Source organism: Brevundimonas sp. (genome assembly GCF_013912065.1).
GTDB lineage: Bacteria > Pseudomonadota > Alphaproteobacteria > Caulobacterales > Caulobacteraceae > Brevundimonas.
In genome coordinates this window covers 37,989-50,731 of record NZ_JACESA010000016.1, presented here as the reverse complement: position 1 = coordinate 50,731, position 12,743 = coordinate 37,989, and the positions used below count along the sequence as shown (strand labels likewise).

11 protein-coding genes and 1 riboswitch are annotated in these 12,743 nt (G+C 67.8%); of the genes, 6 read left to right on the top strand and 5 right to left on the bottom strand.

Annotated features, from left to right (window positions below; all coding sequences use genetic code 11):
• Positions 1 to 2 precede the first annotated feature (2 nt).
• Both H2037_RS13520 and H2037_RS13515 read right to left on the bottom strand, forming a co-directional pair.
• Positions 3 to 1,475 (bottom strand): HAMP domain-containing sensor histidine kinase, encoded by a 1,473-nt coding sequence (locus H2037_RS13520; protein ID WP_292122986.1) that lies wholly within the window; start codon positions 1,473 to 1,475, stop codon positions 3 to 5.
• Positions 1,472 to 2,221, bottom strand: coding sequence for a TVP38/TMEM64 family protein (locus H2037_RS13515; protein ID WP_292122984.1), 750 nt, complete (start codon positions 2,219 to 2,221; stop codon positions 1,472 to 1,474). The genes H2037_RS13520 and H2037_RS13515 overlap by 4 nt, the downstream gene beginning before the upstream one ends.
• Positions 2,222 to 2,347: 126 nt before the next feature.
• On the opposite strand from H2037_RS13515, the gene rpmH reads away from it, so the two are divergent.
• The 4 genes from rpmH to yihA are packed head-to-tail and all read left to right on the top strand — an operon-like array spanning position 2,348 to position 5,373.
• On the top strand, positions 2,348 to 2,482 hold the full coding sequence (gene rpmH, locus H2037_RS13510; protein ID WP_003164000.1) for a 50S ribosomal protein L34: 135 nt from the start codon (positions 2,348 to 2,350) through the stop codon (positions 2,480 to 2,482).
• A 28-nt stretch (positions 2,483 to 2,510) separates the two neighbouring features.
• The gene (gene rnpA, locus H2037_RS13505) at positions 2,511 to 2,927 is read left to right on the top strand and encodes a ribonuclease P protein component (protein WP_292122982.1); all 417 of its coding nucleotides are present in this window, start codon (positions 2,511 to 2,513) and stop codon (positions 2,925 to 2,927) included.
• Positions 2,924 to 4,723 carry a membrane protein insertase YidC gene (gene yidC / locus H2037_RS13500; protein ID WP_292122980.1) on the top strand — a complete coding sequence of 600 codons (1,800 nt, stop codon included), beginning with the start codon at positions 2,924 to 2,926 and terminating at the stop codon, positions 4,721 to 4,723. Before rnpA ends, yidC begins: the two co-directional genes overlap by 4 nt.
• A complete protein-coding gene (gene yihA / locus H2037_RS13495) occupies positions 4,720 to 5,373 on the top strand; it encodes a ribosome biogenesis GTP-binding protein YihA/YsxC (RefSeq protein WP_292122977.1) in 654 nt (217 codons plus the stop codon). The genes yidC and yihA overlap by 4 nt, the downstream gene beginning before the upstream one ends.
• An 80-nt stretch (positions 5,374 to 5,453) precedes the next feature.
• Here yihA and H2037_RS13490 read toward each other — a convergent pair whose 3' ends face one another.
• Complete coding sequence (locus H2037_RS13490) at positions 5,454 to 8,306, bottom strand: pitrilysin family protein (protein WP_292122975.1); 2,853 nt, start codon at positions 8,304 to 8,306, stop codon at positions 5,454 to 5,456.
• A gap of 197 nt (positions 8,307 to 8,503) precedes the next feature.
• Between H2037_RS13490 and H2037_RS13485 the strand changes: the two genes are divergently transcribed.
• Both H2037_RS13485 and H2037_RS13480 read left to right on the top strand, forming a co-directional pair.
• Complete coding sequence (locus H2037_RS13485) at positions 8,504 to 9,742, top strand: argininosuccinate synthase (protein WP_292122974.1); 1,239 nt, start codon at positions 8,504 to 8,506, stop codon at positions 9,740 to 9,742.
• Between the two features lie 31 nt (positions 9,743 to 9,773).
• On the top strand, positions 9,774 to 10,355 hold the full coding sequence (locus H2037_RS13480) for an NUDIX domain-containing protein (RefSeq protein ID WP_292122972.1): 582 nt from the start codon (positions 9,774 to 9,776) through the stop codon (positions 10,353 to 10,355).
• Between the two features lie 7 nt (positions 10,356 to 10,362).
• Here H2037_RS13480 and H2037_RS13475 read toward each other — a convergent pair whose 3' ends face one another.
• Positions 10,363 to 10,926, bottom strand: coding sequence for a TMEM165/GDT1 family protein (locus H2037_RS13475; protein WP_292122969.1), 564 nt, complete (start codon positions 10,924 to 10,926; stop codon positions 10,363 to 10,365).
• An 81-nt stretch (positions 10,927 to 11,007) separates the two neighbouring features.
• Positions 11,008 to 11,153, bottom strand: a riboswitch (yybP-ykoY riboswitch).
• A 54-nt stretch (positions 11,154 to 11,207) separates the two neighbouring features.
• Positions 11,208 to 12,527 (bottom strand): acetyl-CoA hydrolase/transferase C-terminal domain-containing protein, encoded by a 1,320-nt coding sequence (locus H2037_RS13470; protein WP_292122967.1) that lies wholly within the window; start codon positions 12,525 to 12,527, stop codon positions 11,208 to 11,210.
• Between the last annotated feature and the right edge of the window lie 216 nt (positions 12,528 to 12,743).

The following is a 12,743-nucleotide window of genomic DNA, read 5'->3' as shown; positions in this document are numbered from 1 at the left end:
CCTCAGCCCGGCAGGCGCAGCTCGAACACGGCCCCGGTCCCCTCGCCGGGGACCAGCCGCAGGTCGCCGCCGTGCAGGGCGGCCAGTTCGCGCGATATGGTCAGGCCCAGGCCGGATCCGTCCGAACTCTTGGAACTGACGAAAGGCTCGAACAGGCGTTCGGCCAGGCGGGGGGGTATGCCCGGCCCGTCGTCGACAATGCGGATCACGCAGACCCCGTCCTCGCCGAAGGCGCTGACGGTGATCGCCCCCTTGCCGCGTCGCTCGGCGGGCCTGCCGGGGTCGGCCTCGATGGCCTGGCGGGCGTTGCGCATCAGATTGACCAGGATCCGATAGAGCTGGTCCGGGTCGGCCTCAACCGCGAACCGGGCGGGCAGTTGCTTGACCAGCCGCACCCCGTCGGGCTCCAGCCCCGCGTCCTCGGCCGCCAGGGTCAGGGCCTTGGTCAGGACCACGTGGGTCTTCTGCGGCGCCGGCTCCTCGCTGCGGCCGTATTCGAGCACATTGCGCGACAGGCTGGCGGCGCGGCTCAGGGCCCGTTCTAGTCGAGGCAGGGCCTTGGCCACCTGGGGGTCGGCCGAGCCGGCGAGACGCTCCGACGCCATCTGGGCCGAGGTCAGCATGTTGCGCAGATCGTGGTTGATCTTGGCCACCGCTTCGCCCAGGGCGACCAGACGGGCGCGCGAGCGCAGCGACTGGCGCACCTCTTCCTGCATCCGCCACAGTTCGCGCTCGACCCGGCCGATCTCGTCGTGGCGGTCGGAGGGGGGCTCGGCCTCGCTCTCGGGATCGGCGGCGAACCGCTCCATCGAGCGGGTGACGCGGCGCAGGGGGCGAAGGACCAGCAGGGCCAGGCCGCCGTACAGCAGAGCGCCCGCCGTCAGCGACACCAGCAGCGACACCAGCAGGCTGTTCAGCAGGAAGGCCTTCAGTTCGAGTTTGAGCGGCTGGGCCGGGGTGACGATCTCGATGAAGTCGCCCGAGCGATAGCGGGGCTTGGCCTGGACGCGCAGCGAGCGGTCGGGGTGGCCGAACAGGGTGCGCCAGGGATCGCTCAGTCGCGCCCAGCTGTTCTGCTGGCGCAGGTCGATCAGTTCGGGCGCGCGGGGCAGATTGGGCGCCTGGAGCAGCAGCCGTCGCACCCCCTGTTCCGTCAGGGCCACGGCCTGGACCCCGCCGATCCGCATCAGCTCGGCCGCCGTGTCGTCCTCGACCGCGCTATAGGGCAGGGCCTCGACCCCGACCGAGGCCAGTTCGGCGGCCTGGAGCCGGTCACGGAGCCAGCGTTCGTGGAAGGCGGCCAGGTTGGGTCCCATGATCAGGGCCTCGACCGCCAGGGTGAAGGCCACGGTCAGCAGCAGAAGGCGGGCCGACAGGCCGTCGGGCGCGCGGGGGCGCAGCCGCTCGCGCCAGGTCTCGATCGCCTCGGGCGACAGTTTCAGGGCGGTCGCGATCCTGTCGAACAGCGGCGTCATGCGACCGCTCCCGCGCCGCGCCGGCCGCGGACCATCTGGACCAGCTTGATGCCGATGGGCAGCAGCAGGGACAGGAAGACCACCCCCATCAACGGCCAGAAGAACTGGTGCAGCAGCAGGGGCAGGTCCGGCCGCACCCCCGCCCGCAGGAGGTCGCCCAGCTGCGAGCCGATCCAGGTGTAGATGAAGGTGGACGGCAGCAGGCCCAGGAAGGTGGCGATCACATAGGGACGCAGCGGCACGGCCATCATGCCCGCCGTGGCGTTGATCAGTACGAAGGGAACGCTGGGGATGATGCGCAAGGTCAGCAGGGTCGTGAAGGCGTTGCGGTCGATGCCCCTGGCCAGCCGGTCCATGAAGCCGGCGTCGGCCTCGAACTTGGCGCGGAGCCAGGTGCCGATCGAGGTGCGATAGACATAATAGATCGCCACGGACCCGAGGGTGGCCCCGGTCGCCTGGGCCAGGGCGCCGACATAGGGGCCGAACATCATGCCGCCCAGCAGGGTCAGGAAGACCGGGCCAGGAATAGTGGAGGCGGTGGCGACCGCATAGACGGCGACGAAGGCGATCAGGGCGATGCCCCAGTGGGCGCGGGCGTAGGCCTGGAGGTTCAGCCCGTGCTCGCGGATCAGATCCATCGACAGATAGCGGTTCCAGCCCAGAGCGAAGAAGGCGGCCGCCAAGCCGGCGATGGCCGCCAGCGGCGCCAGCCGCAGGGCCCATTCCTTCGCCGTTCGTTTCGCCATCCGCTCGTCGTTCCCGAATTGCCGACCGAGCGTTGACTCGCGCGGTCATGCGACTTATACGCCCGCCCTTCCTGCGACGGACGCCTCTTGCCCCGCCGCCCAACCTTTTAACGTCAGGAGCCGACCGTGAAGCGGACCTATCAGCCGTCGCGACTCGTGCGCAAGCGCCGTCACGGCTTCCGCAGCCGGATGGCCACCAAGAACGGCCAGAAGATTGTTGCGCGCCGCCGCGCCAAGGGCCGCAAGCGCCTGACGGCGTAAGCGGCTCCGCGTCCGGATCCTTGGACGCATGAGCGAGCCTTTACAGATCAAGCGTCTGTTGCGGCGGCCCCAGTTCCTGGCGGCCGCCAAAGGCGTTTCCGAGGCGCGCGGCGGCGTGGTGATCCAGCGACTGGAACGCGGCGACGGTTCGCCGCACATCGGCCTGGGCTTCACCGCCACGCGCAAGATCGGCGGGGCCGTGGCGCGCAACCGCGCCAAGCGCCGCCTGCGCGAGGCCGCGCGGGCCATGCTGCCCGTCCACGGCCTGCCCGGCAGCGACTATGTCTTCATCGCCCGCATGGGCACGACCGAGCGGGCGTGGGACCGTTTGCTTGACGACGTGAAATCGACGCTTACAAGGCTGGCGACACCGAGAAACGATCGGGGGGCCGACAAGCCTTCGCCCGCCCGCGCACACTCCGGCCAGGACCGCCTGAATCCATGAAAAACGACAACTCGCGCAACACGATCATCTTCATCGTGTGCTCGGCCCTGATCCTGGGGGTCTACTGGTTCGCCGTGCTGCGTCCGCAGGCGGAGCGCCGCGCCGTCCAGCAACAGGCCCAGGTCGAACAGTCGCAGACGGCCGAGAACGCCGCGCGCACCGCGCTGAACCCGCAGGGGCCGACCTTCGTCACCGATCGCGGCCAGGCGCTGAGCACCGCCGCCCGCGTGCCGATCCAGTCGGGCACGCTGAAGGGTTCGCTGTCGCTGCAGGGCGGCCGGATCGACGACCTGTTCCTGACCGACTACAGGGAAACCCAGGACAAACCCGAGCCGGTCGAGCTGTTCCGTCCCCAGGGGATGGAGAACGCCTATTTCGCCCAGTTCGGCTGGACCGGCCCCAATGTCGCCGGCGGCGTGCCCGGACCCAACACCGTCTGGCGCCTGACCAACGGCGCGACCCTGACCCCGACCACCCCCGTCACCCTGACCTGGGACAACGGCCAGGGCCTGCGCTTCACCCGCGTGGTGTCGGTCGACGACCGCTATGTCTTCTCGATCCAGGACACGGTCCAGAACCTGGGAACCCAGGCCATCACCCTGGCCCCCTACGGCAGCGTCCAACGCCAGGGCGTGCCGCCCGCGGCCGGGTCGTCGCATATCGTGCACGAGGGGGCGATCGGCGCCTTCGGCAAGCCGGGCGAATACCGGACCGAGCAGAAGAAGTACAAGGACTGGCTGAAGGAGCCCCGGATCGAGAACGCCTCGACCGGCGGCTGGCTGGGCATCACCGACAAATACTGGCTGGCGGCCCTGCTGCCGCCGCAGAACGAGGCGGTCGAGACCGAATTCCGCGTCCGCGAGGTTCCGGGCGGCCAGCCGCAGCTGGAAGCCAATCTGCTGGGCGCCAGTCGCACCATCCAGCCGGGCGCGACCGCGACCGAGACCCAGCGTCTGTTCGCTGGGGTCAAGCGCGCCGAGGTGCTGAAGACCTATGAGGAGAACCTGGGTCTGCCGCGCTTCGTCTATGCGATCGACTGGGGCATGTTCTGGTTCCTGACCCGCCCGATCTTCTGGGTGCTGGAGAATGTCTATGGCCTGGTCGGCAGCTTCGGCGTCGCCATCCTGGCCCTGACCGTCATCGTCAAGCTGATCATGTTCCCGCTGGCCAACAACGCCTACGCCAGCATGTCCAAGATGCGGAACCTCCAGCCCAAGATGGAGGAGATCAAGGCCCGGTTCAAAGACGACCCGCAGAAGCAGCAGCAGGAGACGATGGCCCTGTACCAGAAGGAGAAGATCAATCCGGTCGCCGGCTGTCTTCCGCTTCTGCTGCAGATCCCGGTCTTCTACGCCCTGTACAAGGTGCTGACCGTCACCATCGAAATGCGTCACCAGCCCTTCCTGGGCTTTATCAACGACCTGTCGGCGCGCGACCCCTCGGTGGTGTGGAACCTGTTCGGCCTGATCCCCTGGGATCCGGCGAACCTGCCCCTGCTGGGCGCCCTGCTGGTCGGGCCGCTGGGCATCGGCCTGCTGGCGGTCGCCTACGGCCTGACCATGTGGCTGCAGACGGCGATGAACCCGCCGGCGGCCGATCCGGTCCAGCGCCAGATCTTCCAGTTCATGCCGCTGGTCTTCACCTTCATCATGGCGCCCTTTGCGGCGGGCCTGCTGGTCTACTGGGCCTGGTCGAACATCCTGACCATCCTGCAGCAGTACGTCATCATGCACCGCTACAAGGCCGAGAACCCGATCGACACCTTCATCGCCCGCTTCAAGAAATCCCCGGCGTGATCGCGGAAACCGAGTTCACTCCCGAGGAGATCGAGGCTGCGCGGGTCCTGTTCGCGCGGCCGGCGACCTTCATCATGGGCGCCGCAAAGATCGAGCAGCTGCCCGAGCCGGACCTGCCCGAGATCGCCTTCGCCGGCCGGTCCAACGTCGGCAAGTCCAGCCTGATCAACGGCCTGGTCGGGATGCACAAGCTGGCGCGGGCCTCGAACGAGCCGGGGCGGACGCGCGAGGTCAACTTCTTCGACCTGGACGGCCGGATGCGTCTGGTCGACCTGCCCGGCTACGGCTGGGCCAAGGCGTCCAAGACGACGGTCAGGAAATTCCAGGACCTGGGCCGCGACTATCTGCGCGGCCGGGTGACGCTGAAACGGGTCTATCTGCTGATCGACAGCCGCCATGGGCTGAAGAGCGTGGACAAGGAGGCGCTGGACGCCCTGGACCTGGCCGCCGTCAGTTATCAGATCGTCCTGACCAAGGCCGACAAGCTGAAGAAGGGCGAGGGCGAGGCGGTGCAGGAGGCGACGCTGAAGGCCATCTCCAAACGCCCGGCCGCCTTCCCGGTCGTGGCCCTGACCTCGTCGGAAAAGGGCCTGGGCCTGCCGGAACTGCGCGCCGAGATCATGCGCACCACCGGGGCGACGCTGGACTGATTTTTCGCCGTGGCGGGAAGACGAAAAAGGCCCGGAGATCGCTCTCCGGGCCTTCGTCGTTTTTAGAGCTGAGGTTCGCCCTACTGGGCGGCCGGGGCCGCCGAGCGGACTTCGACCGGCATTCCCAGGGCGTCCAGCTGCGGCTTGACCACCGAGGCGTCGCCGACGACCACCCAGACGAAGCGCGACGGGTCGATGGCGGCGCGGGCGGCGGCGTCCATCTGGGCCGCCGTCAGGGCGTTGGTGCGGGCGGCGACGGTTTCCGGATAATCGTCCGGACGACCCAGCAGGTCGTTGGTGCGCATGGCGCCCAGGACGGCCGCCGAGGTCTCGTAGCTGCCAGCCAGACGGCGGGTGTTGCCGTTGACGGTCCGTTCCAGCTCGGCCGGGGTGACGCCCTTGTCGCCCTTCAGGAAGTCGTTGAACTGAAGGTTCAGCGCGGCGATGGCCGGGCCGGTCTGGTCGGCCTGAACCGGGGCGGTGACCAGATAGGGGACGCGGCCGACGAAGCCGGAGACGGAGGCGTTGACGCCGTAGGACCAGCCCTTGGTCTCGCGCAGGTCCGAGTTGATCCGCGACAGGAAGTCGTTGCCGAGGACGTTATTGGCCGCGTTCAGCACCAGCAGGTCGTCGGTTCCGGAGGCCGTCAGCACCTCGCCGCCCAGAATATAGGACTGGGGCGACTGGGGCCGGTCGATCAGGACGATCTTGGGCGTGGCGGCCGGGATGGGGGCGGAGACGTCCTTGACGCCCTTGGCGGCGGCGGGGGGCGTCCAGCGTCCGAACTGGGCCTCGAGCAGCGGGGTGATCTCCGACAGGGGCTTGTCCGAGACCACGAAGATCTTGGCGTTGTCCGGCCGGATCCATTCGGCGTAGTCGGCGCGGATGTCGGCCTCGGTGATCGCCTTGACGCTGGTCTCGTCGCCGTTGCCGCTGAAGGGGCGGCCATATGGGCTGGCCGAGCCATAGATCAGTTCGGGCAGGGCGCGGTTGGCCAGGGCCGCAGGCTGGGTCCGTTCGGCGGCGATGCGCGACAGCCGGGCAGCGCGAAGACGCTCCAGTTCCGACGGCGCGAAGGCGGGGTTCTTGACCACATCGGCCAGCAGGGCGACCGACGGTTGCAGGTTCGGCGTGACGGCGTATAGCTGAACCACCGAACGGTCCATCGAGGCGCCGGTCGCGATGGTCGCCCCCAGGGCCTCCTGGGCCTCGGCCAGCTGGGTGGCGTTCAGCGTCGCTGTGCCCTCGTCCATCAGGTCCAGCATCAGGCTTTGAAGGCCCAGTTTTGAGGCGTCGTCGGCGGCCAGACCGGCGTCGAAGTCGATGGCGATCTTGGTGGCGGGCACGGCGTCGCGCTGGGCGTAGACCACCTCAACGCCGTTCGACAGGCGGGTGCGCTGGACCGCCGGGAAGTCGACATTGGCGACGGGGGCGATCTCGGGCTTGGGCATGCGAGCGACGCGTTCGATCGGCGGCGCGGGCGTGTGGTTGGCCCCCGACGGCGCCTCGGCCGCCTCTTCATAGGCTTCGCGTTCGCCCGGCAGGGTCGTCAGCGTATAGGCCGGACGGGTCAGCCACTTCTGCATCGCCGCCTGGACCTGGGCCGGCGTCACCGCCGCATAGGCCTGGAGCTCCTTCTTGTAGTGTTCCGGATCGCCGGCGTAGAGCTGGCCCTCGGCCAAGGCCACGGCCTTGCCGCCGAAGCCGCCGACCTGTTCCAGACCCTGGACGGTGCGCGAGACATACTGGGTCTTGACCCGTTCGACCTCTTCCGCCGTCGGGCCGTCGGCGATCAGGCCGTTCAGGATCTCACGGGCGCGAGCTTCGACGGCGGCCGGATCCTGACCCGGTTTGACGTCCAGGGTGATCTCGAACATGCCGACGCGGTGGAAGGCGCCGTTGCTGGCGCTGACCGAGACGGCGCTCTGTTCGCCGCGCACCAGTTCATTGTCGAGGCGCGAACTGGCCAGACCACCCAGCACCGAGGCGCCGACGCTGAGGGGCACGGTGTCGGCGTCCAGCATGCCGGGGACCGCCCAGTTGATCTGCACACGGGCGTTGGAGACGCGGTCGTGGGCGGTCTCGCTGACCGGGGCGGGCAGGGTGGGGACGGCCGCCTGGGCCGGGGTGTTTACCGGGCCGCGCGGGATCGGGCCGAAATATTTCTGGGTCAGTTCACGCGCCTTGGCGGGGGTGATGTCGCCGGCCAGAACCAGGACCGAGTTGTTGGGACCGTAGTTGGAGCGGAACCAGTCGCGCACCGTCTCCATCGAGGCCGCGTCCAGGTCGGCCATCGAGCCGATGGTCGAGTGGCGATAGGGGTGGCCTTCCGGGAACAGGGCCTCCAGCTGCTTGTACTCGCTCAAACCGTAGGGCTGGTTGTCGCCCTGGCGCTTCTCGTTCTGGACGACGCCGCGCTGGAGATCGAGCGTCTCCTGGGTGATGGCGCCCAGCATGTAGCCCATGCGGTCGCTTTCCATGAACAGGGCCTGTTCCAGCGCCGGGGTCGGAACGGTCTCGAAATAGTTGGTGCGGTCAAACCAGGTGGTGCCGTTCATGTCCGTCGCGCCCATGTTGCGCATCGGGGTGAAATAGCTGCCCGGCGCATTCTCGGACCCGCCGAACATCAGGTGTTCGAAAAGGTGGGCGAAGCCGGTCTTGCCGGCGGGCTCGTCCTTGGAGCCGACGTTGTACCAGACCGACACGGCCACGACCGGGGCCTTGTGGTCCTCGTGGACCAGGACGGTCAGGCCGTTGTCGAGGGTGAATTTGGTATAGGGAATATCGACTTCGGCGACCAGTTCGGACACCGGCGCGGCCTGGGCCGCCGGGGTGGACGCCTGGACGGCGACCGCGGGCGAAACCGAGGCCCAGACAGGGGTGGAGACCGCGAGCAGGGCGGCGGCGGCGACGAGGCAGGTGGCGCGGCGCATAGTTGGGACGTCCTTGATGACAGATGGACGACGACCATAACGACGGTCGGCAGGCTGGCAACGCGACCGGTTGAACATGAACAAAGCTTCATCTTGGCCGCGGCCAACCCCGGAAAAGGTTGCATCGCCGGACCCCCGGTCTTATGCGCGCGTCAACTCCCCCGACACCGCCGCCCATGCCTTTAGAAAGAGCCGCCATGTCCGCCCCCGCCGACAAGCCCGTCAAGAAAGTCGTTCTCGCCTATTCGGGCGGCCTGGACACCTCGATCATCCTGAAGTGGCTGCAGACCGAGTACAACGCCGAGGTCGTGACCTTCACCGCCGACCTGGGCCAGGGCGAGGAATTGGGCCCGGCGCGCGAGAAGGCGCTGAAACTGGGCATCAAGCCTGAGAACATCTTCATCGACGACCTGCGCGAAGAGTTCGTGCGCGATTTCGTCTTCCCGATGTTCCGCGCCAATGCGCAATATGAGGGCGACTATCTGCTGGGCACCTCGATCGCCCGGCCGCTGATCTCCAAGCGCCAGATCGAGATCGCCCGCATGGTCGGCGCCGACGCCGTCTGTCACGGCGCGACCGGCAAGGGCAATGACCAGGTCCGGTTCGAGCTGGGCTATTATGCGCTTGAGCCCGACATCCGCGTCATCGCCCCCTGGCGTGAGTGGGAGTTCCGCAGCCGCGAGGCCCTGCTGGACTTCGCCGAGAAGAACCAGATCCCGATCGCCAAGGACAAGCGCGGCGAGGCGCCCTTCTCGGTCGATGCGAACCTTCTGCACTCCTCGTCCGAGGGCAAGGTGCTGGAAGACCCGGCGGTCGAGGCCCCCGAGTTCGTCCACCAGCGCACCATCTCGCCCGAAGACGCGCCGGACGTCGCCACGGTGATCGAGATCGGTTTCGAAAAGGGCGACGCCGTCTCGATCAACGGCGAGGCTATGAGCCCCGCCACCCTGCTGACCGCGCTGAACCAGTACGGCCACGACAACGGCGTCGGCCGCCTGGACCTGGTCGAGAACCGGTTCGTCGGCATGAAGTCGCGCGGCGTCTATGAGACCCCCGGCGGCACGATCCTGATCGCCGCGCACCGCGGCATCGAAAGCATCACCCTGGACGGCGGCTCCATGCACCTGAAGGACCAGCTGATGCCGAAATACGCCGAGCTGGTCTACAACGGCTTCTGGTTCTCGCCCGAGCGCGAGATGCTCCAGGCCGCCATCGACAAGAGCCAGGAAAAGGTCACCGGCACGGTCAAGGTCAAGCTCTACAAGGGCAATGTCAGCGTCATCGGCCGCGAGAGCCCCTACAGCCTGTACGACCAGGACCTGGTGACCTTCGAGGAGGGCGTCCAGGCCTATGACCACAAGGACGCCGCCGGCTTCATCAAGCTGAACGCCCTGCGTCTGCGCGTCCTGGCCAAGCGCGACGCGCGCGAAGCCTAGTCCCAGTCCGAAACCTCCCGAGGGAAGCCGAATGACCGTCAAGGATCGCCTGAGGGTCCACGAGACCCGGCTTCTCTCGGACAACTGGTATGTGCTGAAGACGACCCGGTTCGACTGGAAACGGCGCGACGGCGTCTGGCAGACCCAGGAGCGGGAACATTACGACCGGGGCAATGGAGCGGTGCTGCTGCCCTATAATCCGACGACGCGCACCGTGCTGCTGGTACGGCAATTCCGCTATCCGGCCTATCTGAACGGCTATGACGACCTGCTGATCGAGGCTGCGGCCGGCCTGCTGGACGACGCCGAGCCCGAGGTGCGTATACGCGCCGAGGTCGAAGAGGAGCTGGGCTATCGGCTCTGCGAGGTGCGCAAGGTGTTCGAGGCCTTCATGAGCCCCGGCTCGGTGACCGAGATCCTGCATTTCTTCGTCGCCGAATATGACGCCGCCATGCGGATCGGCGACGGCGGCGGCCATCCGGACGAGGGCGAGGACATCGAGGTGCTGGAGCCCACGCTGGACGAGGCCCTGGCCATGATCGCCGACGGCCGCATCCGCGACGCCAAGACCATCATGCTGTTGCAGCACCTGGCGCTGAACATCCTTCGCTGAGACGCGATCAGGGCGCCAGCAGGATCCAGAGGCCCGTGGCGGCGAAGCCGACGGCGGCCGCCAGACGAATCCATTTCAGCGGCAGGGTCTTCGCCGCCGTCTCGCCCAGCAGGACGGCCGGGCCGTTGACCAGCATCATGCCCAGGGTCGATCCGGCCACCACCATCGGCAGGTTCTCGAACCGGGCGGCCAGCATGGCGGTGGCGACCTGGGTCTTGTCGCCCATCTCGATCAGGAAGAAGGCCGAGGCGGTGGTCCAGAAGATGGCCCAGAAGCCGCGCTGAACCTCGCCCTTCTGTTCGTCCAGGGTGTCGGGGATCAGGGCCCAGGCGGCGAAGCCGAGGAAGGCGACGCCGACGATCCAGCGCATCCAGTCGCCGGTGATGAAATGGGCCAGGACCGTGCCCGCCACGGCGGCGAAGGCGTGGTTCAGCAGGGTGGCGGCCAGTATGCCCAGGATGATCGGCAGGGGCCGGCGCCAGGTGGCCGCCATGACGATGGACAACAGCATGGTCTTGTCCCCGATCTCCGCGATGGAGACCAGGCCGGTCGAGATCAGAAAGGCGTCCACAAAAGGAACCTGTGTGCGCGGGGGCCTCGGCGGACGGACCTGTGGCGTTCGCAGCCGGGCCCCGCGTGGACATCCCTGCGAAAGCCGCCGGTCTTGCCGTGATCCCGGACCCAAGGCTTTGAACCAAGGGTCTCGGACCGTTCCCGCGCCATCCTCTCCGGGAGAGGAAGCATGTTGACGCGGGCCCCGCTGTTCGCTGCGGGCGGCTACTCCCCGATGACGAGGCGGGGTTTAGGGCGCGCGACGGGAAATGGAAAGTCGATAATGACTCGCGTCCGGGATCAGATCAGTCCCTGTGCCCGCGCCTCCGCCGTCAGGCCGTCGCGGAACTCGGGCGCGGCCAGGGCGATCAGGGCGCGGGCCCGTTCGCTGGACGACTTGCCCTTCAGGTTGGTCCAGCCGTGTTCGGTGGCGACGATATGGGTGTCGTTGCGCGGGGTAGTGACCGGTCCGTCCAGCCGGGCCACGATGCGCGAACAGGTCCCCTTGGCGGCCGTGGCGTGGCAGGCGATGATCGACCGGCCGCCGTCCGATCCATAGGCGCCGCGCACGAAGTCCAGTTGGCCGCCGGCGGCGGTGAACTGCCGGCCGTTCAGGAACTCCGAACAACAGGCCCCGGTCAGGTCGATCTGAAGCGTGGCGTTGACCGAGATCATCTTCGCATTGCGCGCGATCACGGCCGGATCGTTCACATAGGAGACCGGATGGGCCTCCATGCCGCGATTGCCGTCCAGGAAGTCATAGGTGTTCTGATCGCCCATGGAGAAGGCGAAGACGCCGACGCCAGGATGCAGGGTCTTGCGGGCATGATCCGCCACCCCCGCCTGCATCAGTTCGACCAGGCCCGGCGTCAGCATCTCGGTATGGACGCCGAGGTGGCGATGATCCTTCAGGGCGTCGCAGACGGCGTTGGGCAGGGCGCCGATCCCCATCTGCAGCGTGGCGCCGTCCTCGACCAGGTCGGCGATGATCCGCCCTATCGCCAGGTCCGCCGGCTGGGGCGCGGCCTTGGGCACGACCAGAAGAGGGGCGGCGTGTTCGACGATCCCGGCGACCCTGGACACATGGACGGTGCAGTCGCCGAACACGCGCGGCATGTGCGGATTGACCTCGACCAGGATCGTCCGCGCCGTCTCCGACACCGGCTTGGAATAGTCGGTGTTGGTCCCGAAGGAAAAATAGCCGTCCGCGTCCATCGGCGAGACGGTGCAGATCAGGGTGTCGACGCCGACCTCGTCGCACAGCAACCGGGGCGACTGCTGGAAGCTGGTGGGGATGAACTGGACGGGATTGGACCGGCCCTCTTCGTGCGCCCGCTGTTCCAGCCGACGTTCGACGGCGCTGTGGAACAGGCTCCAGGGGCGGATGCGGTCCATCAGTTCGTAGCGGAGCACCGTCTCGGCGGCGATGGCGGTGCTGAGCAGATAATAGAGGTTCACCTCCTCGACCTCGCCCCGCTCCGCCCGCTCGGCCAGGGCCTTCAGCAGGGCTGGAGGCTGGGACACGCCCAGGCCCATGGCGACCCTGGCGCCCGAACGGATCAGGGCTGCGGCCTGGTCGGGCGTCTTCAGGCGTTCGGCGTAGAGGGCGGCAGGGTCCATGGCGTGGCTCTCGTCTGGGCGCCGCCCTCTTTCCGATCGGGGCGGCGTCTGGCCTCACTATCCCGTGTCCGGGGCGGAGGCGGGTCTAGACTTTGGTCGAGGCGGATGTCGAAGCGGGATCGCCCGGCGTCGGAATACGTATCAAAACGGAACGAATACGCACGCGGCTGCGGAACCCCGAAACGGCCAAGCTTGGATGGGGTCTTGATCACGCGT

What these genes read in the sequence shown, in the direction of transcription:
- H2037_RS13520 (WP_292122986.1), bottom strand. Translation starts at nt 1,475, where the DNA reads ATGACGCCGCTGTTCGACAGGATCGCGACCGCCCTGAAACTGTCGCCC.
- H2037_RS13515 (WP_292122984.1), bottom strand. Translation starts at nt 2,221, where the DNA reads ATGGCGAAACGAACGGCGAAGGAATGGGCCCTGCGGCTGGCGCCGCTG.
- rnpA (WP_292122982.1), top strand. Translation starts at nt 2,511, where the DNA reads ATGAGCGAGCCTTTACAGATCAAGCGTCTGTTGCGGCGGCCCCAGTTC.
- yidC (WP_292122980.1), top strand. Translation starts at nt 2,924, where the DNA reads ATGAAAAACGACAACTCGCGCAACACGATCATCTTCATCGTGTGCTCG.
- H2037_RS13490 (WP_292122975.1), bottom strand. Translation starts at nt 8,306, where the DNA reads ATGCGCCGCGCCACCTGCCTCGTCGCCGCCGCCGCCCTGCTCGCGGTC.
- H2037_RS13485 (WP_292122974.1), top strand. Translation starts at nt 8,504, where the DNA reads ATGTCCGCCCCCGCCGACAAGCCCGTCAAGAAAGTCGTTCTCGCCTAT.
- H2037_RS13480 (WP_292122972.1), top strand. Translation starts at nt 9,774, where the DNA reads ATGACCGTCAAGGATCGCCTGAGGGTCCACGAGACCCGGCTTCTCTCG.
- H2037_RS13470 (WP_292122967.1), bottom strand. Translation starts at nt 12,527, where the DNA reads ATGGACCCTGCCGCCCTCTACGCCGAACGCCTGAAGACGCCCGACCAG.